Source organism: Pseudomonas sp. GW704-F2 (genome assembly GCF_059423025.1).
In genome coordinates, this window is the sequence record NZ_JBWKXO010000005.1 from 149,844 (window position 1) to 174,098 (window position 24,255).

At 62.3% G+C, this 24,255-nt stretch carries 20 protein-coding genes and 4 pseudogenes; 12 read left to right on the forward strand and 12 right to left on the reverse strand.

Features of this window, described 5'->3' with window-relative positions:
• Positions 1-2 precede the first annotated feature (2 nt).
• The 4 genes and pseudogenes from aroB to AC07W0_RS06340 all read right to left on the reverse strand — a co-directional run bounded on the left by aroB (position 3) and on the right by AC07W0_RS06340 (position 3,575).
• On the reverse strand, positions 3-1,103 hold the full coding sequence (gene aroB, locus AC07W0_RS06325) for a 3-dehydroquinate synthase (protein WP_017849857.1): 1,101 nt from the start codon (positions 1,101-1,103) through the stop codon (positions 3-5).
• 125 nt (positions 1,104-1,228) lie between these two features.
• Complete coding sequence (aroK, locus tag AC07W0_RS06330; RefSeq protein WP_026140392.1) at positions 1,229-1,747, reverse strand: shikimate kinase AroK; 519 nt, start codon at positions 1,745-1,747, stop codon at positions 1,229-1,231.
• Positions 1,748-1,751: 4 nt separating this feature from the next.
• Positions 1,752-3,005, reverse strand: a pseudogene (locus AC07W0_RS06335) (type IV pilus secretin PilQ); the annotation flags it as partial.
• Positions 3,006-3,146: 141 nt separating this feature from the next.
• On the reverse strand, positions 3,147-3,575 hold the full coding sequence (locus AC07W0_RS06340) for a pilus assembly protein PilP (RefSeq protein WP_371918408.1): 429 nt from the start codon (positions 3,573-3,575) through the stop codon (positions 3,147-3,149).
• Between AC07W0_RS06340 and AC07W0_RS06345 the strand changes: the two genes are divergently transcribed.
• A complete protein-coding gene (locus tag AC07W0_RS06345; RefSeq protein ID WP_371918409.1) occupies positions 3,498-3,707 on the forward strand; it encodes a hypothetical protein in 210 nt (69 codons plus the stop codon). The two genes, AC07W0_RS06340 and AC07W0_RS06345, sit on opposite strands and share 78 nt — an antisense overlap.
• On the opposite strand, the pseudogene AC07W0_RS06350 reads toward AC07W0_RS06345, so the two are convergent.
• The 3 genes and pseudogenes from AC07W0_RS06350 to pilM all read right to left on the reverse strand — a co-directional run.
• Positions 3,618-4,118 (reverse strand): annotated as a pseudogene (locus tag AC07W0_RS06350) (type IV pilus inner membrane component PilO); the annotation flags it as partial. The gene AC07W0_RS06345 and the pseudogene AC07W0_RS06350 sit on opposite strands and share 90 nt — an antisense overlap.
• A complete protein-coding gene (locus AC07W0_RS06355) occupies positions 4,115-4,669 on the reverse strand; it encodes a PilN domain-containing protein (RefSeq protein ID WP_079442682.1) in 555 nt (184 codons plus the stop codon). The gene AC07W0_RS06355 and the pseudogene AC07W0_RS06350, both read right to left, overlap by 4 nt.
• Positions 4,666-5,319 carry a type IV pilus assembly protein PilM gene (gene pilM, locus AC07W0_RS06360; protein WP_026140393.1) on the reverse strand — a complete coding sequence of 218 codons (654 nt, stop codon included), beginning with the start codon at positions 5,317-5,319 and terminating at the stop codon, positions 4,666-4,668. Before pilM ends, AC07W0_RS06355 begins: the two co-directional genes overlap by 4 nt.
• A 220-nt stretch (positions 5,320-5,539) precedes the next feature.
• Here pilM and AC07W0_RS06365 point away from each other — a divergent pair, with 220 nt between their 5' ends.
• Positions 5,540-8,002 (forward strand): penicillin-binding protein 1A, encoded by a 2,463-nt coding sequence (locus tag AC07W0_RS06365; RefSeq protein WP_370737572.1) that lies wholly within the window; start codon positions 5,540-5,542, stop codon positions 8,000-8,002.
• Between the two features lie 199 nt (positions 8,003-8,201).
• Here AC07W0_RS06365 and AC07W0_RS06370 read toward each other — a convergent pair whose 3' ends face one another.
• The 3 genes and pseudogenes from AC07W0_RS06370 to rpmE form a co-directional block, all read right to left on the reverse strand.
• Positions 8,202-9,470: a malic enzyme-like NAD(P)-binding protein gene (locus AC07W0_RS06370; RefSeq protein WP_017849864.1), complete on the reverse strand. Its 1,269-nt coding sequence runs from the start codon at positions 9,468-9,470 to the stop codon at positions 8,202-8,204.
• 255 nt (positions 9,471-9,725) lie between these two features.
• Positions 9,726-9,809: pseudogene (locus AC07W0_RS06375) on the reverse strand (thermonuclease family protein); the annotation flags it as partial.
• A 14-nt stretch (positions 9,810-9,823) separates the two neighbouring features.
• Positions 9,824-10,054: a 50S ribosomal protein L31 gene (rpmE, locus tag AC07W0_RS06380; RefSeq protein ID WP_017849866.1), complete on the reverse strand. Its 231-nt coding sequence runs from the start codon at positions 10,052-10,054 to the stop codon at positions 9,824-9,826.
• A 225-nt stretch (positions 10,055-10,279) separates the two neighbouring features.
• Between rpmE and AC07W0_RS06385 the strand changes: the two genes are divergently transcribed.
• From AC07W0_RS06385 to AC07W0_RS06430, 10 genes are all read left to right on the forward strand, one after another.
• Positions 10,280-12,499, forward strand: coding sequence for a primosomal protein N' (locus AC07W0_RS06385; protein ID WP_102617212.1), 2,220 nt, complete (start codon positions 10,280-10,282; stop codon positions 12,497-12,499).
• 231 nt (positions 12,500-12,730) lie between these two features.
• Positions 12,731-14,467 carry an arginine--tRNA ligase gene (gene argS, locus AC07W0_RS06390; protein ID WP_017849869.1) on the forward strand — a complete coding sequence of 579 codons (1,737 nt, stop codon included), beginning with the start codon at positions 12,731-12,733 and terminating at the stop codon, positions 14,465-14,467.
• 1 nt (position 14,468) lies between these two features.
• Complete coding sequence (locus AC07W0_RS06395; RefSeq protein WP_017849870.1) at positions 14,469-15,170, forward strand: SPOR domain-containing protein; 702 nt, start codon at positions 14,469-14,471, stop codon at positions 15,168-15,170.
• A 257-nt stretch (positions 15,171-15,427) separates the two neighbouring features.
• The gene (hslV, locus tag AC07W0_RS06400; RefSeq protein WP_010563201.1) at positions 15,428-15,958 is read left to right on the forward strand and encodes an ATP-dependent protease subunit HslV; all 531 of its coding nucleotides are present in this window, start codon (positions 15,428-15,430) and stop codon (positions 15,956-15,958) included.
• Positions 15,959-15,996: 38 nt separating this feature from the next.
• Positions 15,997-17,334 carry an ATP-dependent protease ATPase subunit HslU gene (gene hslU, locus AC07W0_RS06405; protein ID WP_102617213.1) on the forward strand — a complete coding sequence of 446 codons (1,338 nt, stop codon included), beginning with the start codon at positions 15,997-15,999 and terminating at the stop codon, positions 17,332-17,334.
• Between the two features lie 86 nt (positions 17,335-17,420).
• Positions 17,421-17,798 carry a gamma-butyrobetaine hydroxylase family protein gene (locus AC07W0_RS06410; RefSeq protein ID WP_057003631.1) on the forward strand — a complete coding sequence of 126 codons (378 nt, stop codon included), beginning with the start codon at positions 17,421-17,423 and terminating at the stop codon, positions 17,796-17,798.
• A 249-nt stretch (positions 17,799-18,047) separates the two neighbouring features.
• Entirely contained in the window at positions 18,048-19,727 is a 1,680-nt protein-coding gene (gene phaC / locus AC07W0_RS06415) for a class II poly(R)-hydroxyalkanoic acid synthase (protein WP_017849873.1), read from the forward strand.
• A 163-nt stretch (positions 19,728-19,890) separates the two neighbouring features.
• On the forward strand, positions 19,891-20,736 hold the full coding sequence (gene phaZ, locus AC07W0_RS06420; RefSeq protein WP_017849874.1) for a poly(3-hydroxyalkanoate) depolymerase: 846 nt from the start codon (positions 19,891-19,893) through the stop codon (positions 20,734-20,736).
• Between the two features lie 88 nt (positions 20,737-20,824).
• Positions 20,825-22,507 (forward strand): class II poly(R)-hydroxyalkanoic acid synthase, encoded by a 1,683-nt coding sequence (gene phaC / locus AC07W0_RS06425; protein WP_017849875.1) that lies wholly within the window; start codon positions 20,825-20,827, stop codon positions 22,505-22,507.
• A gap of 28 nt (positions 22,508-22,535) precedes the next feature.
• The gene (locus tag AC07W0_RS06430; protein ID WP_017849876.1) at positions 22,536-23,156 is read left to right on the forward strand and encodes a TetR/AcrR family transcriptional regulator; all 621 of its coding nucleotides are present in this window, start codon (positions 22,536-22,538) and stop codon (positions 23,154-23,156) included.
• A gap of 23 nt (positions 23,157-23,179) precedes the next feature.
• Here AC07W0_RS06430 and AC07W0_RS06435 read toward each other — a convergent pair.
• Together AC07W0_RS06435 and AC07W0_RS06440 are read right to left on the reverse strand one after the other, a co-directional pair.
• Positions 23,180-23,320 (reverse strand): annotated as a pseudogene (locus tag AC07W0_RS06435) (DNA-binding response regulator); the annotation flags it as partial.
• Positions 23,321-23,380: 60 nt separating this feature from the next.
• Positions 23,381-24,250, reverse strand: a complete 870-nt coding sequence (locus tag AC07W0_RS06440) for a phasin family protein (protein WP_017849877.1) — start codon at positions 24,248-24,250, stop codon at positions 23,381-23,383.
• Between the last annotated feature and the right edge of the window lie 5 nt (positions 24,251-24,255).

Consider the following 24,255-nt stretch of genomic DNA (forward strand, 5'->3'; position numbering starts at 1 on the left):
TATTAACCTTTAAGCTGGGCCAGGGCGCGGTAATCCGCTCCCAGCGTGGCCTGTAGAATCTCTTTCGGATAATCGTCGGTCACCACCGCTTCGCCCATGCGGCGCAGCAGCACCAGTCGCAGTCGACCGTCGATCACTTTCTTGTCTATCGCCATATGTTCGAGGAAATCCGCCTCGCTCATTTCCTCGGGCGGGATCACCGGCAACCCGGCGCGCTGGAACAGGCGGATGCCCCGATCCCGCTCCTGGGCGCTGATCCAGCCCAGGCGTTGCGACATCTCCAATGCCATCACTGTGCCAGCCGCTACGGCTTCCCCATGCAACCACACACCATAGCCCATGTGCGTTTCGATCGCATGGCCGAAGGTGTGGCCCAGGTTCAAGGTGGCCCGTACACCGGACTCCCGTTCGTCGGCATTCACCACCAGCGCCTTGGCCGCACAGGAACGGGAGATCGCTTCGGTCAGCGCCACCTGGTCCAGCGCGCGCAGGGCGTCGACATGTTCTTCCAGCCAGGTCAGGAACGGCTCGTCGCAGATCAGCCCGTACTTGATGACTTCCGCCAGGCCCGCCGACAGCTCGCGCGGGGGCAAGGTGTTGAGGGTCGCGGTGTCGATCAGCACAGCCTGGGGCTGGTAGAACGCGCCCACCATGTTTTTGCCCAGCGGATGGTTGATGCCAGTCTTGCCACCCACCGACGAATCGACCTGGGACAGCAAGGTGGTCGGCACCTGGATGAAATCCACGCCGCGCTGGTAACAGGCGGCCGCAAAACCGGCCATGTCACCAATCACGCCGCCACCGAGGGCGACCACGGTGGTGCGCCGGTCATGGCGTGCGGTCAGCAGGCCATCGAAGATCAGTTGCAGGGTTTCCCAGTTCTTGTGGGCTTCGCCGTCGGGCAGCACCACGGAGATCACCGAGTACGCCGCCAGGCTGCGGCTCAGACGCTCAAGATACAGCGGCGCGACCGTTTCGTTGGAGATGATCGCCACTTGCCGCCCGGCAATATGCGGTGCGAGCAACTCGGGCTGGTCGAGCAGACCTTCGCCAATATGGATCGGGTAGCTGCGCTCGCCTAGATCGACCTTAAGTGTCTGCATGTGTCCCCGCGTTGAAGATGTATTAACGACCGGCAACGTCGTGATCCGACGTCGCCTGATGGCTCTACGCCACACCCCACAGGGTGATGACGCGCCGCCGAGAATAGCGCATTTCGGGCCTGGCTTTAACGGGGTGGCAGCCGTTGCAGGCGCTCGAGAATGTCGAGCACCACCATCCGAGGTGGCCGCTCATCGGTTTCCACCACCAGATCGGCGATTTCCCGATACAGCGGATCGCGCAGCGCCAGCAGATCCCGCAGGGTCTTCGCCGGGTCGGCGGTACGCAGCAGTGGGCGATTGCGATCACGCGCGGTGCGCCCCACCTGCTGCTCGACCGACGCATGCAGATAGACCACCCGACCACCGGCATGCAATGCCCGGCGGTTCTCCTCGCGCATCACGGCACCGCCGCCGGTCGCCAGGACCACGCCATCGCAAGCGCACAGCTCGGCAATCATCGCCTGCTCACGGTCACGAAAGCCCAGTTCGCCTTCCTTATCGAAGATCCACGGGATATTGGCACCCGAGCGCACTTCAATTTCCTTATCGGAGTCTTTGAATGGCAGGCGCAGCTCTTTGGCCAGCAAACGGCCGATGGTGCTTTTTCCAGCACCCATCGGTCCTACAAGAATCAAATTTCGCACAGAATCAACGACTCACAGCAATCGCCTGGTTATTCATAATACGCGGAGTCAGGAATACCAGCAGCTCGGATTTTTTTTCTGCCAGCACATCGCGCCGGAAAAGGCGGCCAAGATACGGCACATCGCCCAAAAATGGCACTTTATCTAGCACTTTGCTTTGGGTATTGGAGAAAACTCCGCCGATGACGATGGTCTCGCCGTCCCTGACCAGCACCTTGGCGTTGACCTCGTTTTTCTTGATCGGCGGTACGTCGTTGAGCTTGTTCAGGTAATCCGGCTCATCCTTGGTGACTTTGACCTCCATGATCACGCGGTCGTCGGGGGTGATTTGCGGGGTGACTTCCAGGGACAGCGAAGCCTCCTTGAACGACACCGAGGTGGCGCCGCTGGAGCTGGATTCCTGGTAGGGAATCTCGGTGCCCTTGAGGATGCGCGCGGTCTCCTTGTCGGACGTGACCACCTTGGGCTGCGAGACAATCTCGCCGTTGCCGGTTTTTTCCATCGCGGTCAGTTCCAGGTCCAGCAGCAGGTTGTCGGTGATAAACGCGACACCCAGGCCAGAAGTGTTGGTGAGCGCCCCCAAGTCGACAAAGGGCGAGCCGGACGGGTTTTCCACAGGCTCGGTGCCTGGCTCCGGAGGTTTCTCGACACCGCCGGCGCCCCAGTTGCCGCGATTGATCCGCCCTCCCCAGCGCACGCCCAGGCTTTTGTCGTAGTCGACATTGGCCTCGACAATCCGCGCCTCGATCATCACCTGGCGCACCGGAATATCCAGCTGCGCCACGATGCGTCGCAGCTCTTCCAGGCGTTCGCCGGTCTGGTAGGCAATGATGTTATTGGTGCGGTCATCCACCGCCACCGAGCCGCGTTCGTCGGTGGCGCCTTCCAGGCCGGTCACCGATTGGAACAACTTGGCCAGGTCCGCAGCCTTGGCGTAATTGACCTGCAACAGTTCGCGCCGCAACGGCGCCAGTTCAGCCATCTGCTTGCGCGACTCCAGCGTCAGCAGCTCGCGCGCGGCCAACTCGTCGGCGGGCGCCACCAATAGCACCCCGGCCTTCACCCGCTGGTCCAGCCCCTTGCTTTGCAACACCAGGTCCAGCGCCTGATCCCAAGGCACGTCCTTGAGCCGCAGGGTGATCGAACCTTGCACATCGTCGCTGGCGACCAGATTCAGGCCCGCCACATCGGCAATCTGCTGCAACACGGCGCGCAGCTCGATGTTCTGGAAGTTGAGGTTCAGCTTGTCGCCAGTATAGGTACCTGATGCCGCACCGCCGGGAGGCGGCAGCTGGATCAGATCCACACGATTGGGCACAGCAGCAGCCATCGGTGCCGTGAACGCTATCCATAGCGCCACACCGAAGGACGAGAAAGTCCTTTTCATTGTTTGATTCCGTTATGAGTTGACGTTCAGCACGAGGGTCCGCGGGCGTTCCAGCCACGCGCCCTGTTCATCGGGAAACAATTCGAGCAATTTCACATGGCCCTCATCAATAGCCGTGACCCGACCGTGGTCCGGCCCCAAGTAATCGCCGACCGCCAGCCTGTGGACGCTGGCGGCGGCACGCAGCAGGGCGAAGGTCTGCGCGCCTCGGGACAGCGTGCCGACCATTTCGAACTGGTCGACGGCGATACCTTCCAGGGCGCCGCGGGCACGCCCGAGGTCCGGTGCGAGCGCGGGCCGGCCAGGTACGTGACCGACCTGCAAGGCACGCGGCTGGAACGGATCACGCAAGGCCAGCGCGTCATAGATAAAGCGCGGCCCCGGCTCGACGGCCGGGGCCGACTGACCGCCCGACGACGGATTGCGATAGGTCTTGGCCACCAACTCCAGGCGCAACCCGGCCGCATCAGCCCGAAGCGCCACATCATGCACCGTGACGATGCGCGGCAAGCCGCCCAAAGCGCTCACAAACATCGCCAGGTCGTGATAAGCCCCGGTGACGCCCAGGCGTAACGGCTGCTCGATATAGAGCGGCCGGGGCTGTTCATCCAACACCACGATAGCGTCGACGAGCACCCCATTGGCCGCCCCCAGGCGAGCGATATCTTCGAGCAATGCGGGCACCTCGGATGCACTGGGCAACTGCTGCATCAGCCCGGCAAAACGCGCCTGCATCGCCTGAAACCGCTGGCTGCGCGCCTCCAGGCTGGCGGCAAGGCCAGCCTTCTGGGCCACCTGTCGCTGCAAGACGACGCCCTGCGCCTCAACCGTCTGCAACCGTTGCCGCGAGGGGCTCAGGTACGTCCCATCGCCCACCCACAGCACCAGGCCAGCGAGCGCGCAGCCGAGCACGACCTTGGCGGGCAAGGGCCATTTCGCAGCGTTGTGGGTGAGAGCGGAAAAGTCGAGCCTGGGCAGGCTCACGGTTGAGCCTCGGCGGACTCTCCCTGGCGCACCATCAATTGAAATTCGTTGCCGCCCTGGCCATCTTCCATCCGCACATGTTGCAGCCGAGTGGCATGGGCGCCTTCGGAGGCTTGCAGGCGGCGCATCAGTTGGGCGATGTCCTGGCTGGAATCGGCGCTGCCACGGATGCTGACCGTATCGCCCTTCGCCACGACCTCGTGCAAATGCACGCCATCTGGCATCGCGCGGGCCAACTGATCCAAGAGCTGGGCACCGGCCGAGCGGGCTTCGTTCAAGTCCTGCACGACCTTCATGCGCTCCGCCAATTGCTGGCTTTGTTCCTGCAGGTCATCGATGGTCTTGATGCGCGAGTCGAGGACGGCAGCGTCCTTGTCCAGGTGGCTATTGCGCGTCACTTGTCGATCGATCGCCCGGTCGATCACCTGATCGGCCAACCACACGGTTGCGAACGCCACGCAGGCAAACGCCAGCAGCAACCCCAGAAAGAATTTGCGCCGCCGTTCCGCCAGCGCCTGGCGCCAGGGCAAAAGGTTGATTAGTGTCTTCAAGCGAAACTCCTCAGGGCCAACCCGCAAGCAATTCCCATCCCGCGGGCATCCGCGGCCCATTGTGCGCCATCGACTCGATGGCCCGGCGTGAAGCTGGCGAAATCCTGACTGCAAGCGCGTGCGAATGCAAATGCTTCCACATCCACCACCTTCGGCACCAGCCCAGCCAGGGTCAAAACCGCGACCCGAGCCTCTACCTGGGCCTTATGGCACGCCGCGAGCAATACATCAACCCGTGCCAGGTTCTGGGCCGACGGCCCGCGAACCTGGAAATCCAGGGCCATCTCATCCAGCGGATAAGGGATGTACTGGTCGGCCTCCATCTGGATCATCCAGGTCATTTCTTCCTCACTGAGCCCCGCGTCCAACTCGATCACCCGGGTAATCACCGAAGCTCCCGCCACGGCCACGGCCGCTCGGCGGGCCGAGGTGCGCGAGCGGGCCAATGCCTGGGACAACGTCTGCCCCACGCCGTCGAGGTCGAGCACGCTGCTGTCGACCACCGCCTGGGGCGGTAGCGCCTGTGTGGCGTAGCTTTGCACGTTGTAGCCGGTGGGCGAGCGGCCAAGTTCGATCAACCGGATGCCGGTGTCCTGGATGTCGACACCCAGGACGGTATCGACTTTTCGCCTGAAAAATCCCTTTTCCATAAAACTCCCTAAAACTTTCCCTGTCATACCGCCTGATTGGCGCGTGGCAGCGTGCATTCGGTCGCCTTGTTTGCGAGGCGCGAATGACGCCCCAAGCCGAAAATGCTTTAATGCCCAGCGTTTTTTCCCGCTTTTTATCTGCAGCCAGGGTCGATTCATCGTTTGCCATGCATGCCCCGGCGCCTAACCCATTCTTTTCTCTGGAAATCCAAAAGCCTTGATTCGTCTGCTGAAGTTTTTCGGGTACTCCATTGTCGCCATCGTTTGCGGGCTGCTGCTCGTCCTCAGCGGCGCCTACCTCTACCTTAGTCCGGGATTGCCCTCCGTAGAGGCCCTGAGAAGCATCCAGTTGCAGATTCCTTTGCGGGTCTATAGCAGCGATGAAAAACTGATCGCAGAGTTCGGCGAAATGCGCCGTACCCCGATTCGTTTCGCGGATATTCCACCCAACTTCATCAACGCCCTGCTGTCGGCCGAGGACGATAATTTCGCCAACCACTACGGCGTCGACCCCAGCAGCCTGGTGCGGGCCGCCACGCAATTGGTAAAAAGCGGACACATTCAATCCGGCGGCAGCACGATCACCATGCAGGTGGCGAAGAACTTCTTCCTCACCAGCGAACGCAGCTTTTCACGCAAAGCCACCGAGATCCTGCTGGCACTGCAGATCGAGCGGCAGTTGACCAAGGACGAGATCCTTGAGCTGTACGTCAATAAAATCTACCTGGGCAACCGCGCCTACGGCATCGAAGCCGCGTCCCAGGTCTACTATGGCAAGTCGATTCGCGACGCCAGCCTGGCGCAGATGGCCATGATTGCCGGCCTGCCCAAGGCGCCCTCGCGCTTCAACCCGCTGGCCAACCCGGCACGCAGCAAAGAGCGGCGCGACTGGATTCTGGGGCGCATGTACAAGCTGGGCAAAATCAGCCAGAGCGCCTATGAAAGCGCGGTGGCCGAGCCGCTGAACGCCAGTTACCACGTACCGACCCCGGAAGTGAACGCCCCTTATATCGCGGAAATGGCACGGGCCGAGATGGTCGGCCGTTATGGCAGCGAGGCCTACACCGAAGGCTTCCGTGTGACCACGACCGTTCCGAGCGACTTGCAGGAAATCGCCAACAACGCGGTGCATGAAGGCCTGATCACCTACGACCAGCGCCATGGCTACCGCGGCCCCGAATCGCGCCTGCCGGGCAAGACCCTGAGCGCCTGGACCACCGAACTCGGCAAACAGCGCACGATCAGCGGCCTGGAACCGGCCATCGTCACCCAGGTGAAGAAGGACGGCGTGCAGGTACTGACCCGCACCGGCGAAGCGCATGTGGCGTGGGACAGCATGAAATGGGCGCGCCCATTCCTGAACACCAACAGCATGGGGCCGATGCCCAAGCAGCCATCGGACGTGGCGCAGGTGGGTGATTTGATCCGCGTGCAACGCCAGAAGGACGACAGCCTGAAATTCAGCCAGGTGCCGGTCGCCCAAGGCGCCCTGGTCTCCCTCGACCCGCAGAACGGCGCGATCCGTGCCCTGGTCGGCGGTTTCGCGTTCGAGCAGAGCAACTACAACCGTGCCACCCAGGCCAAGCGCCAGCCGGGTTCGAGCTTCAAGCCGTTCGTCTACAGTGCCGCCCTGGACAACGGCTACACCGCCGCCAGCCTGGTCAACGATGCACCGATCGTGTTTGTCGACGAGTACCTGGACAAGGTCTGGCGTCCGAAGAACGACACCAACACCTTCCTCGGCCCGATCCGCATCCGCGAGGCGCTGTACAAGTCGCGCAACCTGGTGTCGATCCGCTTGCTGCAGGCGATGGGCGTGGGCAAGACCATCGACTACATCACCCGCTTTGGCTTCAACAAGGCGGACCTGCCGCCGAACCTGTCCCTGGCCCTGGGGACGGCGACTCTCACGCCGATGGAAATCGCCACCGGCTGGAGCACGTTTGCCAACGGCGGCTACAAGATCACGCCGTACCTGATCGACAAGATCGAAAGCCGCAATGGCGACACCCTGTTCACCGCCAACCCGCCACGGGTGCCGGGTGATGTGGTCAACGGCGTGGCCGCCAGCGATGGGCTGGCCGCACCGAGCAACGGCGGTATCACCATCGAGCCGACCCCAGGCGTCACGCCGGCGGCGAACCCGAGCGCCGCGCCTGAACCGCAGGCGCCGGCAGTGGCCGAACGCGTGGTGGATGGCCGCACCACCTACATCCTCAACAGCATCCTGGAAGACGTGATCAAGAAAGGCACCGGCCGCCGAGCACTGGCCCTGGGCCGCGCGGACATCGCGGGCAAGACCGGTACCACCAACGAATCCAAGGACGCCTGGTTCTCCGGCTACAACGCCGACTACGTGACCACCGTATGGACCGGCTACGACCAGCCGGAAAGCCTCGGCCGCCACGAGTTCGGCGGTACCGTCGCGCTGCCGATCTGGATGAGCTACATGGGCGCCGCCTTGAAGGACAAGCCGCTGCATACCCAGCCGGAACCGGAAGGCATCCTCAGCCTGCGGATCGACCCGATCAGCGGCCGCGCAGCATCGCCGAGCACGCCGAATGCGTACTTCGAGCTGTTCAAGAGCGAGGACACGCCGCCGTCGATCAACGAGCTGGGCAATGGCGTGGCGCCGGGCAGCCCGCTGCCGGCGGATGAGGCGGCACCGATCGATCTGTTCTAAGCCCATGCGGTCAACCCTGTGGGAGGGAGCTTGCTCCCGATGGCGGTGTGTCAGTCACCAGGTTCATTGACTGACAGTCCGCCATCGGGGGCAAGCCCCCTCCCACATTTGGTTCTGCGCAGGCCTTGGGTTTATAGCCAGACAGCAAAAAGCCCCGACTCGCAAGAGCCGGGGCTTTTTGTTGGTGCGCTACAACGGCTTAGCCGTTGAACACATCATCCACGCTTTGCAGCGGGTAGTTTTTCGGATACGGCAGGGTGGCCACACCGGTCTCGATCGCAGCTTTGGCCACGGCGTCGGAGATCACGGTGATCAGGCGCTTGTCCATTGGTTTCGGAATGATGTACTCACGACCGAATTCCAGCTTGGCGCCACCGTAGGCATCGCACACGTCCTGAGGCACCGGCAGCTTGGCCAGTTCACGCAGGGCGTTGGCGGCCGCTACTTTCATTTCTTCGTTGATGCGCTTGGCGCGAACGTCCAGGGCACCGCGGAAGATGAACGGGAAGCCCAGCACGTTGTTGACCTGGTTCGGGTAGTCCGAACGGCCGGTCGCCATGATCACGTCGTCGCGGGTGGCGTGTGCCAGTTCCGGCGCGATCTCTGGGTCCGGGTTGGAGCAGGCGAACACGATCGGGTTGGCTGCCATGGCCTTCAGGCCTTCAGCGCTCAGCAGGTTCGGACCGGACAGGCCGACGAATACGTCGGCACCGTCGAGGGCCTCAGCCAGGGTGCGCTTGGAGGACGGATGCGCAAACATCGCCTTGTACTGGTTCAGGTCGGTACGCTCGGACTGGATCACGCCCTTGCTGTCGACCATGTAGATGTTTTCCAGCTTGGCGCCCATGCTGACGATCAGCTTCATGCACGAGATGGCCGCAGCGCCAGCGCCCAGGCAGACGATCTTGGCGTCAGCCAGGGTTTTGCCAGCGATTTCCAGGGCGTTGATCATGCCGGCCGCGGTAACGATCGCGGTGCCGTGCTGGTCATCGTGGAATACCGGAATGTCGCACTGCTCGATCAGAGCCTTTTCGATCTCGAAGCACTCAGGTGCCTTGATGTCTTCCAGGTTGATGCCACCGAAGGTGATGGAAATGCGCTTGACGGTGTCGATGAAAGCCTGCGGGCTCTCGGAATCGACTTCGATGTCGAACACATCGATGCCGGCAAAGCGCTTGAACAGCACGCCTTTACCTTCCATGACTGGCTTGGAAGCCAATGGGCCGAGGTTACCCAGGCCAAGAATCGCGGTGCCATCGGAAATCACTGCAACCAGGTTGCCTTTGCCGGTGTATTTGTACGCCAACTCAGGGTCACGGGCGATTTCACGGACGGGCTCGGCAACGCCAGGGCTGTAGGCCAGCGACAGGTCGCGAGCGGTGGCAGTGGCTTTGGTGAGCTCTACACTCAGCTTTCCTGGACGAGGAAGGGCATGATATTCGAGAGCGGCAGTTTTCAAATCAGACATATCGGCATTCCGCTTTTACTGTTGGTCGACGGACCGCCGAGGATACTCGTGTCGTAAAGCCCCTACAAGACTGGGCAGTCACCGGTGTCAAGCGCCGTACACTACGACTTTCGGCCAAGAGCCACGGGACACAAGGGCTCAACTGTTCACAATCGACTTGAAAAATGTCTACAATTTTTCCTCGAGTGTCGATTTCAACCACCGCAATCGCGCTGGAGTGCCTGCTTAGCCGAGCAAAGCCTGATGACCGAGGCGGGCCTGGCCCCCCGCCAGCCAAATCGCGGGCACAAAAAAGGCGCCCGCAAGGGACGCCTTTTTCAACAGCTGGCAAAAGCCCATAGGGCCTTTGAGCCTTACTCTGCTGGAGTAGCAGGCTTCTTGCCGAAAGCACCAAAGCGATCTGCGAAGCGCTGTACACGGCCGCCAGTGTCCAGAGTTTTCTGCTTACCGGTGTAGAACGGGTGGCACTCGTTGCATACGTCAGTGCCCAGTGGCTTGCACAGGTTCGAACGGGTTTCGAACTTGTTGCCGCAGCTGCAGGTGACTTCGATGGTTTCGTACGCTGGATGGATACCGGCTTTCATGGTGACTTCCTCAGGCTAGCGTGCCGCCACTCGACACCATTGTCGAATACCGCACGTAATTAGGCCGCGGATTCTACCAGACCTTTTTAAACGCGCAAGCGCCGCTCTGCATCGATTCAGCACACCAAAGCCCCTTTCATCCGAAAACCGCGGCATACCCAACGCATCCCTCGTCTGCTAGGCTCCCGCCCTTCGTCATCACCCTCCTTTATAGAGAACCCCTGCGTGCCCGACGCCATTTTGCGCCTAGCCCTGCCCTCGCCCCTGCGCCGCCTGTTCGACTACCGGGCCCCGGCCGGCGTGCTGCGGGCGCAGTTGCAGCCAGGCATGCGGGTGCGGGTGCCGTTCGGGCGCAGGGAAATGATCGGCATCCTGGTGGAGGTGGCCGATCACAGTGAAGTGCCGGCGGAAAAGCTCAAGCCGGCCGTGGCCATCCTCGACACCACGCCGCCGCTGCCGCCGGCGTTGTTCATGCTGTGCCTGTGGACCGCCCAGTATTACCAGCACAGCCTGGGCGACACCTTGAGCTGGGCGCTGCCGGTGCTGCTGCGCCAGGGCGAACTGGCCGAAGCGCGCCAGGAACGCTTCTGGTCGACGGTGCCCGGCGCCCGTCTCGACGACCCGCGCATCGCCCGCGCCCCGCGTCAGCGTGACGCCCTGGCGACACTGGCGCAGCATCCCCATGGCGTGGCCCATCAGCTCTTGAGCAAGCTGATGCTGAGCAAAGACAGCCTCGACCTGCTGCTCGCCAAAGGCCTGGTGCAGGTCGAGATCCGCAAGCACGCCCCGGACCCGCGCCATGAACACTGGCTGGCCCAACCGGAATTGCCGCTGAACCCCGAGCAACGTGCGGCCTATGAAGCCATTCGCGCAGGTTTTGACTGCTTTCACGCGTTCCTGCTGGCCGGTGTGACCGGCAGCGGCAAGACCGAAGTCTATCTGCAGTTGATCCGCGAAACCCTGCAAGCGGGCAAACAGGCGCTGGTGCTGATCCCCGAGATCAACCTCGGCCCGCAGACCCTGGCGCGTTTCGAGCAGCGTTTCAACGCACGCATCGCCCTGGTGCATTCGGCGGTCAACGACCGTGAACGCCTGGAATCGTGGCTGGCGGCGCGGGACGGCGAGGCCGACATTATTATCGGCACCCGCTCGGCGCTGTTCACCCCGATGAAAAACCCCGGGCTGATCATCATCGACGAAGAACACGACGGTTCGTACAAACAGCAGGAAGGCCTGCGCTACCACGCCCGCGACCTGGCCCTGGTGCGGGCGCGTCAGGAAGACATTCCGATCGTGCTGGGTTCGGCCACGCCGTCCCTGGAAAGCCTGCATAACGCCTACACCGGCCGCTATGGCCTGCTGCGCCTGAATGAGCGCGCAGGCGGCGCCAAGCAACCGCGCTTCCTACGCCTGGATGTAAAAAGCCGGCCATTGGACAGCGGTATTTCCGGGCCGATGCAACAAGCCATCGGCCAGACCCTCGCCGCCGGCCAGCAAGTCCTGGTGTTTCTCAACCGTCGCGGCTTCGCGCCGACCTTGCTGTGCCATGACTGCGGCTGGATGTCCGAATGCGAACGCTGCGATGCGCGCATGACCGTGCACCAGCGCCATGGCGAGTTGCGCTGCCATCACTGCGGCCATGTGGAACGAGTACCGCGCCATTGCCCGCAATGCGGCAAAGTCGACCTGCGACCGGTCGGCGCGGGCACCGAACGCGCCGAAGAACGCCTGGGCATCCTGTTCCCGGACTACCCGGTGCTGCGGGTCGATCGCGACAGCACCTCGCGCAAGGACGCGATGAACCAGCTGTTCGCCACCATCCAGAAGGGTCAGCCGTGCATCCTGGTAGGCACGCAGATGCTGGCCAAGGGGCATCACTTCCCACGGGTGACCCTGGTGTCGATCCTGGATGCCGACGGCGGCTTGTTCTCCGGCGACTTCCGCGCCAGCGAGCGCATGGCGCAGTTGATCGTGCAGGTCGCCGGCCGTGCCGGGCGCGCCGAGGAGCCGGGCAAGGTGATCATCCAGACCCACCTGGCCGACCATCCGCTGCTGATCCAACTGACCGAACAAGGTTATTTCGCGTTTGCCGAGCAGGCCTTGAGCGAACGCCGCGCCGCCGGCCTGCCGCCCTTTGCCCACCTCGCGCTGCTGCGCGCCGAGGCGCACAAGCCGGGGCAGGCGGAAGGTTTTCTCGATGAAGCCTGCAGCGCCGCCGAGCGCCTGCTCGGCGAGTTGGGCCTGAGCGGCATCGAATTGCTCGGCCCGGTGCCCGCGCCCATGGAACGCCGCGCCGGACGCTACCGCGCTCAGCTACTCTTGCAGGCAACGTCCCGCGCACCGCTGCATCGGCTGTTAAGTAGCTGGTTACTTGCGCTGGAGCAAATGCCCAGCGGTCGCCAGGTGCGATGGTCGTTGGATGTGGACCCGGTCGATTTGTACTAGCCCTGTAGGAGCGAGCTTGCTCGCGAAAACCCCGAGAGCGCCACGTAAACCCGAATATCCGCGTTATCGTTGACGATTTTCGCGAGCAAGCTCGCTCCTACAAGTGGGCAGGATGCCCTTAAAAAGCCCCGCAGGTCTGGAACGGTTGGCAAGCCCGCCCTCGCCACGGATAATGCCCAGTTTTTCCACCTGCGCATCGCGCGCCACCGCTTGCGGTCGAAAGAGAACACCATGAAAGACACCATTCGCCAGCTGATCCAACAAGCCCTCACCCAACTCGTCAACGAAGGTGTGTTGCCTGAAGGCCTGACGCCGGCGATCCAGGTGGAAAACACCCGCGACAAGACCCACGGTGACTTCGCCAGCAACATCGCGATGATGCTGGCCAAGCCGGCCGGCATGAAGCCGCGCGACCTGGCGGAGAAAATCATCGCCGCGCTGCCGGCCGACCCGCAGGTGAGCAAGGCCGAAATCGCCGGCCCGGGCTTTATCAATGTCTTCCAGAACACCGAGGCCCTGGCTTCGCGCCTGGACGCGGCGCTGGCCGATGCCAAAATCGGCGTGCGCAAGGCCGGCCCTGCCGAGCGCGTGGCCATCGACCTGTCGGCGCCCAACCTGGCCAAAGAGATGCACGTCGGCCACCTGCGCTCGACCATCATCGGCGACGGAGTGGCGCGGGTGCTGGAGTTTCTCGGCGACACCGTGATCCGTCAGAACCACGTCGGTGACTGGGGCACCCAGTTCGGCATGCTGATGGCCTACCTGCAGGAAAACCCGATCACCAGCAACGAGCTGTCGGACCTGGAAAACTTCTACCGCGCCGCGAAGAAGCGTTTCGACGAATCCGAAGCGTTCGCCGACCGCGCCCGTGGCCTGGTGGTCAAGCTGCAAGCCGGCGACAAGGAATGCCTGGAGCTGTGGTCGCGTTTCCGCGATATCTCGCTGGCCCACTGCCAGCACATCTACGAACTGCTCAACGTCAAGTTGACCATGGCCGACGTCATGGGCGAAAGCGCCTACAACGACGACCTGATCAACGTGGTCAACGACCTCAAGGCCAAAGGCCTGCTGGTAGAAAGCAACGGCGCGCAGTGCGTGTTCCTCGAAGAATTCAAGACCGCCGAGGGCGAGCCGCTGCCGGTGATCATCGTCAAGGCCGATGGCGGCTACCTCTACGCCACCACCGACCTGGCCGCCGTGCGCTACCGCAGCGGCGTGCTCAAGGCGGATCGCGCGTTGTATTTCGTCGACCAGCGCCAGGCCCTGCACTTCCAGCAGGTGTTCGAAGTGGCGCGCCGCGCCGGTTTCGTCACGCACCCGATGCACATGGAACACATGGGCTTCGGCACCATGAACGGCGCCGACGGCCGCCCGTTCAAGACCCGCGACGGCGGCACCGTGAAGCTGATCGACCTGCTGAACGAAGCCCAGGAACGTGCCTACAACCTGGTGAAGGAAAAGAACCCAGAGCTGGCGGACGCCGACCTGCGCAACATTGCCCGCGTGGTGGGCATTGGCGCGGTGAAATACGCCGACCTGTCCAAGCACCGCACCAGCGACTACAGCTTCAACTTCGAGCTGATGCTCAACTTCGAAGGCAACACCGCGCCGTACCTGCTGTACGCCTACACCCGCGTGGCCGGGGTGTTCCGCAAGCTGGGCAAGGACTTCAGCGAAGTGCAAGGGCAGATCGTATTGCAAGCGCCCCAGGAACAGGAACTGGGCGCCAAGCTGGCGCAATTCGGCGAAGTGCTGAACAGCGTCGGCGAGAAAGGCACGCCGCACATCCTCTGCACCTACCTGTACGAAGTCGCCGGGCTGTTCTCCAGCTTCTACGAGAACTGCCCGATCCTCACCGCCGACGACGAAGCCCACAAGCAGAGTCGCCTGCGCCTCGCCGCACTGGCTGGACGGACCCTCAAGCAAGGCCTGGAACTGTTGGGCCTGGAAACTCTGGAGCGTATGTAAGTTGGCTGCCAAGAAAAAACCTGCACCCAAGCGCGGCGCCAGCCGCTACCAGGCACCGGCGAAGAAGCCCATTCCGGGCTGGTTGTGGATGGCCATCGGCCTCACGGTCGGCGCGTTTATCGTATTCCTGATGAAGCTGGACCCCGGCCAGGGCGATGACGTCAAACGGGTCAAACAGGAGCAGCAAAAAGCCACGAAAATGGCCGAGGCCAACAAGACCGCGCCAAGCCCGACCGCGCCGGTGAAGCCCAAGTACGACTTCTACACCCTGCTGCCGGAATCGGAAGTGATCGTGCCGCCCGACGCCGTGCCGGAGAAAACCCTGCCGACGCCGCAAGTACCGACCACGCCGGTCACCCCGGCGGAAGCGGCCAAAATCGACACGGCACGGGCCCAGGCCGCGCTGGCCGGGATCACCCCGCCGCCACCGCCGCCGGTTGCGACCACCAAGGCCGCGCCGGTGACCAAGTTCTTCCTGCAGGCGGGCTCGTTCCCGAAACAGGCGGACGCCGATCGCGTGCGTGCGCAGATCATCCTGCTGGGCCAGGCGGTCACGGTGGAGTCCGGCACGGTGAAGGAGGCGACGTGGTATCGCGTGTTGGTGGGCCCGTTCAGCAACCGCGAGCAACTGACCGTGGCACAGAAACAATTGGCCGGCGCGGGCTTTAGCAACCTGTTGTTACAACAGCGCCAGAGCCGCTGACCTACAGCCAACACCAATCAAAATGTGGGAGGGGGCTTGCCCCCGATCGCGGTGTATCAGTCGCCGAAAATATTGACTGATCTATCGCTATCGGGGGCAAGCCCCCTCCCACATTGGTTTTGGGCGGTTCTCGAGAGGGTGTCAGACCAATAGACACCATTCGTCCGTACCAACCTCCCAAGGTTGAAATCATCCCCGCTACCCCCATATCAGTTCCCACCAGGGCATTTTCGCCCCGCTGCGTGGAGACTCTCCCCTTGACCACCATCGTTTCAGTACGTCGCCACGGCAAAGTCGTCATGGGCGGCGACGGCCAGGTTTCCCTTGGCAATACCGTGATGAAAGGCAACGCGAAGAAAGTGCGTCGCCTGTACCACGGCCAGGTGCTCGCAGGCTTTGCCGGCGCCACCGCAGACGCCTTCACCCTGTTCGAACGTTTCGAAGGCCAGCTGGAAAAACACCAGGGCCACCTGGTTCGCGCCGCCGTCGAACTCGCCAAAGAATGGCGCACCGACCGCTCCCTCAGCCGCCTCGAAGCCATGCTGGCCGTCGCCAACAAAGACGCGTCGCTGATCATCACCGGTAACGGCGATGTGGTTGAGCCTGAACACGGCCTGATCGCCATGGGCTCCGGCGGTGGCTATGCCCAAGCGGCAGCCAGCGCACTGTTGAAGAAAACCGACCTGTCGGCCCGCGAAATCGTCGAAACCGCCCTGGGTATCGCTGGCGATATCTGCGTGTTCACCAACCACAACTTCACCATTGAGGAGCAGGACCTCGCCGAGTAAGCCGTAGGCTTATTCCCGCTTGAGGACCGCCAAACATTATGTCCATGACTCCCCGCGAAATCGTCCATGAACTCAATCGCCATATCATCGGCCAGGACGATGCCAAGCGCGCCGTTGCCATCGCGCTGCGTAACCGCTGGCGCCGGATGCAACTGCCTGAAGAACTGCGCGTTGAAGTAACGCCCAAGAACATCCTGATGATCGGCCCGACCGGCGTCGGTAAAACCGAAATCGCCCGGCGCCTGGCCAAGTTGGCCAATGCCCCGTTCATCAAGGTCGAAGCGACCAAGTTCACCGAAGTCGGCTACGTGGGCCGCGACGTCGAGTCGATCATTCGTGACCTGGCCGACGCTGCCTTGAAGCTGCTGCGCGAACAGGAAATGACCAAGGTCAGCCACCGCGCCGAAGACGCCGCCGAAGAACGTATCCTCGACGCCCTGCTGCCACCGGCGCGCATGGGTTTCAACGAAGAAGCCGCGCCAGCCTCGGACTCCAACACCCGCCAGCTGTTCCGCAAACGCCTGCGTGAAGGCCAGTTGGACGACAAGGAAATCGAGATCGAAGTCGCCGAAATGTCCGGCGTCGACATCTCCGCGCCGCCCGGCATGGAAGAAATGACCAGCCAGTTGCAGAACCTGTTCGCCAACATGGGCAAGGGCAAGAAGAAAAGCCGCAAGCTCAAGGTCAAGGAAGCGCTGAAACTGGTGCGCGACGAAGAAGCCGGGCGCCTGGTGAACGAGGAAGAACTCAAGGCCAAGGCCCTGGAAGCGGTCGAGCAGCATGGCATCGTGTTTATCGATGAGATCGACAAGGTGGCCAAGCGCGGTAACTCCGGTGGTGTCGATGTGTCCCGCGAGGGCGTACAGCGCGACCTGCTGCCGCTGATCGAAGGCTGCACCGTCAACACCAAGCTGGGCATGGTCAAGACCGACCACATCCTGTTTATCGCCTCCGGTGCGTTCCACCTGAGCAAGCCAAGCGACCTGGTGCCGGAGCTGCAAGGCCGCCTGCCGATTCGCGTGGAGCTCAAGGCGCTGACCCCGGGCGACTTCGAACGCATCCTCAGCGAGCCGCACGCCTCGCTCACCGAGCAATACCGCGAGCTGCTGAAAACCGAAGGCCTCGCCATCGAGTTCCTGCCGGACGGCATCAAGCGCCTGGCGGAAATCGCCTGGCAGGTCAACGAGAAGACCGAGAACATCGGCGCCCGTCGCCTGCATACCTTGCTGGAGCGCCTGCTCGAGGAAGTGTCGTTCAGCGCCGGCGACCTGGCCGGCGCGCAGAATGGCGAAGCGATCCAGATCAACGCCGCCTACGTCAACAGCCACTTGGGCGAATTGGCGCAGAACGAAGATCTGTCTCGCTACATCCTGTAAGCCTCACACAGCACTGCTTTGCTTCAATGTGGGAGGGGGCAAGCCCCCTCCCACATTTTGAAGCCGGTTTATTCAGGATCTCATCAATGTCGAAATTTCCTACTGCTGTAAACCTGCACAAAACCTCCAACACCCTCGGCCTCACCTACGGGCCCGACGAGGCCTACCAGTTGCCCGCCGAATTCCTACGGGTACATTCGCCTTCCGCCGAAGTCCAGGGCCACGGCAAACCGATCCTGCAATTCGGCAAGCTCAACGTGCGCTTGAACAAGATCGAACCGGCCGGTCAGTACGCACTGAAATTGATCTTCGACGACGGACACGACAGCGGATTGTTCACCTGGGACTACCTCTACCAATTGGCCGTGCGTCAGGATGCGCTGTGGGCTGATTACCTCGCCGAACTCAAAGCGGCCGGAAAAACCCGCGACCCGGATCAGTCAGTCGTGCGGCTGATGCTCTAGTCCAGGCTTCTTGCGCTTTAGAGGGCATTTTCTAATTCCATCTGCTTGAATGCCCACTCCTGTGGCCAACGATTGGCCCGCTTGCGAAAAAAATTAAACTCGGGTAACCAATGGAACTGGCAAGTTCCCTGCATTTGACGATGCGGTATCAACGGTCACCCGAGTCGCAGTACCTGGCTTGTGTTGTGTATCGAAACGTGGTGCGCAGCGGTACCCGGTACTCGTCTTTCGGACAATGGAGCGTCGTAGATGAGTAACAAGAATAACGATGACTTGAAACGCCAGGCCTCGGAAAACACCTTGGGGCTGAACCCGATCATCGCGTTACGTAAAAAGGACTTATTGGCCTCGGCGAAGATGGTGCTGAGCCAAGCCATCAGACAACCGTTGCACAGCGTCAAGCATGTTGCCCACTTTGGCGTCGAATTGAAAAATGTGATGTTCGGCAAGTCCGCGCTGGTGCCCGAAAGCGATGACCGTCGCTTCCACGACCCGGCCTGGAGCCAGAACCCACTCTACAAGCGTTACCTGCAAACCTACCTGGCGTGGCGCAAGGAACTGCACGACTGGATCGGTGACAGCAACCTGTCGGAACAGGACATCAGCCGCGGTCACTTCGTGATCAACCTGATGACCGAAGCCATGGCCCCCTCCAACACGGCGGCCAACCCGGCGGCGGTCAAGCGCTTCTTTGAAACCGGCGGCAAAAGCCTGCTCGACGGCCTGTCCCACCTGGCCAAGGACATGGTTCACAACGGCGGCATGCCGAGCCAGGTCAACATGGGCGCGTTTGAGGTCGGCAAGTCCCTGGGCACCAGCGAAGGTTCGGTGGTGTTTCGCAATGACGTGCTGGAGCTGATCCAGTACAAGCCGATCACCGAACAGGTCCACGAACGCCCGCTGCTGGTGGTGCCGCCGCAGATCAACAAATTCTATGTCTTCGACCTGAGCCCGGATAAGAGCCTGGCGCGCTTCTGCCTGCGCAACGGCCAGCAGACGTTTATCGTCAGCTGGCGCAACCCGACCAAGGCCCAGCGCGAGTGGGGCCTGTCGACCTATATCGAGGCGCTCAAGGAAGCGGTCGATGTGGTCACCGCGATTACCGGTAGTCAAGACATCAACATGCTCGGCGCCTGCTCCGGCGGCATCACCTGCACCGCCCTGCTCGGCCACTACGCGGCGCTGGGGGAGAAGAAGGTCAACGCCCTGACCCTGCTGGTGAGCGTGCTGGACACCACCCTGGACACCCAGGTGGCGCTGTTCGTCGACGAGCAGACGCTGGAAGCGGCCAAGCGCCACTCCTACCAGGCCGGCGTGCTGGAAGGCCGCGACATGGCCAAGGTGTTTGCCTGGATGCGCCCCAACGACCTGATCTGGAACTACTGGGTCAACAACTACCTGCTGGGCAACGAGCCGCCGGTGTTCGACATCCTGTTCTGGAACAACGACACCACCCGCTTGCCGGCGGCATTCCACGGCGACCTGATCGAACTGTTCAAGAACAACCCGCTGGTGCGCGCCAATGCCCTGGAAGTGTGCGGCACGCCGATCGACCTCAAGCAGGTCACGGCCGATATCTACTCGTTGGCCGGCACCAACGACCACATCACGCCGTGGCAGTCCTGCTACAAGTCGGCGCAGTTGTTTGGCGGCAAGGTGGAGTTTGTGCTGTCGAGCAGCGGGCATATCCAGAGCATCCTCAACCCGCCGGGCAACCCCAAGGCGCGCTACCAGACCAGCGATGGCCTGGCGGGCAAGCCGCTGGAATGGCAGGAAAATGCGACCAAGCACACCGACTCGTGGTGGTTGCATTGGCAGGCGTGGCAGGCGGAGCGGGCGGGCAAGTTGAAGAAGGCACCGACGACATTAGGCAATAAAACCTACGCCGCAGCCGAAGCGGCACCGGGGACCTATGTGCATGAACGCTAGAGCACACTTTTTCGGGATTGAAATGAGATCAAATGTGGGAGGGAGCTTGCTCCCGATAGCGGTGTATCAGTCACCAGATCCATTGACTGACCGAACGTCATCGGGAGCAAGCCCCGTCCCACACTGACCTCACTCGGACTGCAATACTTCACAGGGCTTGAGCATGCCGCAACCGTTCATCTTCCGCACCATCGACCTGGATGGCCAGACCATCCGCACGGCGGTACGCCCGGGCAAGTCGCACTTGACGCCACTGCTGATCTTCAACGGCATCGGCGCCAACCTCGAGCTGGTGTTTCCGTTCGTCCAGGCCCTGGACCCGGACCTGGAAGTGATCGCCTTCGATGTGCCGGGCGTGGGCGGCTCGTCGACACCCAAGCGGCCGTATCGCTTTCCCGGCCTGGCCAAGCTCACCGCGCGCATGCTCGATTACCTGGACTACGGCCAGGTGAATGCGGTGGGCGTGTCCTGGGGCGGCGCGTTGGCGCAGCAGTTTGCCTACGACTACCCGGAGCGCTGCAAGAAGCTGATTCTCGCCGCGACCGCCGCCGGTGCGGTGATGGTGCCGGGCAAGCCGAAAGTGCTGTGGCTGATGGCGAGCCCGCGGCGCTATATCCAGCCGTCTCACGTGGTGCGTATTGCACCGATGATTTATGGCGGTTCGTTCCGCCGCGATTCGAACCTGGCCGCCGAACACGCGAGCAAAGTGCGCTCGGCCGGCAAGCTGGGTTACTACTGGCAACTGTTCGCCGGGCTGGGCTGGACCAGCATCCACTGGCTGCACAAGATCCGTCAGCCGACCCTGGTGCTGGCCGGGGACGACGACCCGCTGATCCCACTGATCAACATGCGGATGCTCGCCTGGCGCATTCCCAACGCACAGCTGCACATCATCGATGATGGCCACCTGTTCCTGATCACCCGCGCCGAAGCCGTGGCGCCGATCATCATGAAATTTCTCGAGGAGGAGCGCCTGCGCGCGGTGATTCATCCCCGTCCGGCGGTGTAAGGACCACACCGCCGCGCAACTTGCCGAGAACCGACTATGGTTCTGAATTGGCGTGCCTGTTGATGACTTGACGAAGGAGTGTTGGCTCATGCGAGAACGACCCGTGACGAACCCGGCGCCCACCCCTGCCGTGTTCATCAATGCGCAAAATGCGATCACCGGCCTGCGCGGCCGGGACTTGCTGTCGACCCTGCGCAGCGTCGCCGCCCACGGCTTGCGCAACCCGGTGCATACCGCTCGTCATGCCCTGGCCCTGGGCGGTCAATTGGGGCGCGTGCTGCTGGGCGAAACCGTGCATGAACCCAACCCCCACGACAGCCGCTTCATCGACCCGACCTGGGCCCTCAACCCGCTGTACCGACGCAGCCTGCAGGCGTACCTGAGCTGGCAGAAGCAAACCCGCAGCTGGATCGATGACAGCACCCTGAGCGCCGATGACCGCGCCCGCGCGCACTTCGCGTTCACCCTGATCAACGATGCGGTATCGCCCTCCAACACCTTGCTCAACCCGCTGGCCATCAAGGAACTGCTCAACTCCGGCGGTAACAGCGTGGTGCGCGGCGTGAGCAACCTGTTCGAAGACATGCTGCACAACAACGGCCTGCCGCGCCAGGTCAGCAAACACGCCTTTGAAGTGGGCAAGACCGTCGCCACCACGCCAGGCTCGGTGGTGTTTCGCAATGAACTGCTGGAGCTGATCCAGTACAAGCCCATGAGCGAAAAGCAGTACGCCAAGCCCCTGTTGATCGTGCCGCCGCAAATCAACAAGTACTACATCTTCGACCTGAGCCCGGCCAACAGCTTCGTGCAGTACGCCCTGAAAAACAGCCTGCAGACCTTCATCGTCAGCTGGCGCAACCCGGATGTGCGCCACCGCGAATGGGGCCTGTCCACCTACGTGGCCGCGCTGGAGGAAGCACTCAACGTCTGCCGCGCAATCACCGGCGCCCGCGAGGTCAACCTGATGGGCGCCTGCGCCGGCGGCCTGACCATCGCCGCGCTGCAAGGCCACCTGCAAGCCAAGCGCCAGTTGCGCCGCGTCGCCAGCGCCAGCTATCTGGTGAGCCTGCTCGACAGCCAGATCGACAGCCCCGCCACCCTGTTCGCCGACGAGCAAACCCTGGAAGCCGCCAAGCGCCGCTCCTACCAGCAGGGCGTGCTGGACGGTCGCGACATGGCCAAGGTATTTGCCTGGATGCGCCCCAACGACCTGATCTGGAACTACTGGATCAACAACTACCTGCTGGGCAAGGAACCGCCGGCCTTCGACATCCTGTACTGGAACAACGACAACACGCGCCTACCCGCCGCCCTGCATGGCGACCTGCTGGACTTCTTCAAACACAACCCGCTGAGCCATCCCGGTGGCCTGGAAGTGTGCGGCACGCCCGTCGACTTGCAGAAGGTCACGGTGGACAGCTTCAGCGTGGCCGGGATCAACGACCACATCACGCCATGGGACGCGGTGTACCGCTCCACGCAGTTGCTGGGCGGCGAGCGGCGCTTCGTGCTGTCCAACAGCGGGCATATCCAGAGCATCCTCAACCCGCCGGGCAACCCCAAGGCCAACTACGTCGAGAACCTCAAGCTGAGCAGCGACCCACGCGCCTGGTACTACGACGCCAGCCACGTCGAAGGCAGCTGGTGGCCCGAGTGGCTGGCGTGGATTCAAGCGCGCTCGGGCGTACAACGCGAAACCCTCACCGCCCTGGGCAACCAGAATTACCCACCGATGGAAGCAGCGCCAGGCACATACGTGCGGGTCCGCTGAGCTCAACGATCCTATTTAAGAAGACCGGATGAAAACCCGCGACCGTATCCTTGAATGTGCCCTGCTGTTGTTCAACCACAAGGGCGAACCGAACGTGTCGACCATGGAGGTGGCCAATGAAATGGGGATCAGCCCCGGCAATCTCTACTACCACTTCCATGGCAAGGAACCGCTGGTGCTCGGGCTGTTCGAGCGTTTCCAGAGTGAGCTGGCGCCCCTGCTCGACCCACCGCCAGGCGCGCAACTGGAGGCCCAGGATTACTGGCTGTTCCTGCACCTGATCGTCGAGCGCATGGCCCATTACCGGTTCCTGTTCCAGGACCTGTCGAACCTGGCGGGGCGCCTGCCGAAACTGGCAAGAGGCATTCGCCACCTGCTCACGGCGCTCAAGCGCACCCTGGCGTCATTACTCGCACGGCTGCAGGCGGCGGGGCAGTTGGTCAGCAGCACCCAGGCGCTGGGCCAGTTGGTGGAGCAGATCACCATGACCCTGCTGTTTTCCCTGGACTACCAACGCATTCTCGACCGTGAAGGCGAGGTGCAGGTGGTGGTCTACCAGATCATGATGCTGGTCGCGCCGCACCTGTTGCCAGCGGCGCGGGAAACCACGGAGCGCCTGGCGCTGCGCTATATGGACGATCCGGGTTAAACGTGTGCCTTACAGGCACTGCGTCATTGAGGCTCACCGAACTGTCGAGTGAACTTGAACAGCTCGCAGTCACTTCTGATCCCCAACTTTCGATAAGCCGATTGTTTTTGCGTACTGATCGTACTTGCACTGCGCGAGAACCGTGCGGCAATCGAATGGACTGACCGATCATAAAAGCGCCCGACCTTCACAGGCCGGGCGCTTTTTCAGGTGCCCCGAAAAGATCAGGACTGACTGGATGGCGTCGGGGTTACCGATGCGGCAGTCGGTGCAGGCGCAGCGGTCGGTGCGGCTGCCGAGTTGGCGCTGGAAGCGGCGAGTGCCGCAGGCGCAGGCTTGGCGGCCACGGCCGGCTTCGCTGCTGCGGGCTTTTTCGCGGCGACCGGCTTCTTCGCGGCGGCAGGTTTGGCCGCTGCAGGTTTGGCGGCGACCGCTTTAGCGGCGGGTTTGGCAGCAGGCTTGGCAGCGGCTTTAGCGGCCACTGGTTTAGCGGCTGGCTTGGCCGCAGGTTTGGCCGCTGCAACTTTCGCCGCTGGCTTGGCCGCAGGTTTAGCCACGGCTTTGGCTGGCGCTTTGGCCGCAGGTTTGGCAGCCGGCTTGGCGGCGGCTTTGACCAGTGGCTTGGCGGCCGTTTTCGCAGCCGGTTTGGCGGCAGCGGTTTTAGCGGCAGGCTTGGACGCAGCAGCCTTCACCGGGGCGACTTTGGCACCGGTGAGTTTTTCGATTTGTTTGGTCAGGGTCTCGACCTTGCTGTGCAGTGCTTTCACTTCAGCACGGCTGGGTACGCCCAGTCGCGAAATCGCACTGTTAAGGCGCTTGTCGAAAGTTTCTTCCAACTTGTTCCAAGTCTCGGAAATGCTCGACTTGGCGGAACCGGCGCTGGCCTTGGCCGCATCGACTTTTTTACCCACGGTGCTTTTGGTCAACTTCTCGGCCTTCTCGCCGTCTTTAACCAACGTCTCGAAGAGTTTGCTGCCGTCACTGTCGATCTTCGAGTAAACGCCTAAACCAGCCAGCCAGATCTTGCGGGAATATTCTTCAACTTTCCCGACCCACGAGCTGCCTTCTTTCTGAGTAGTCTTTTTAACAGCCATCCCGA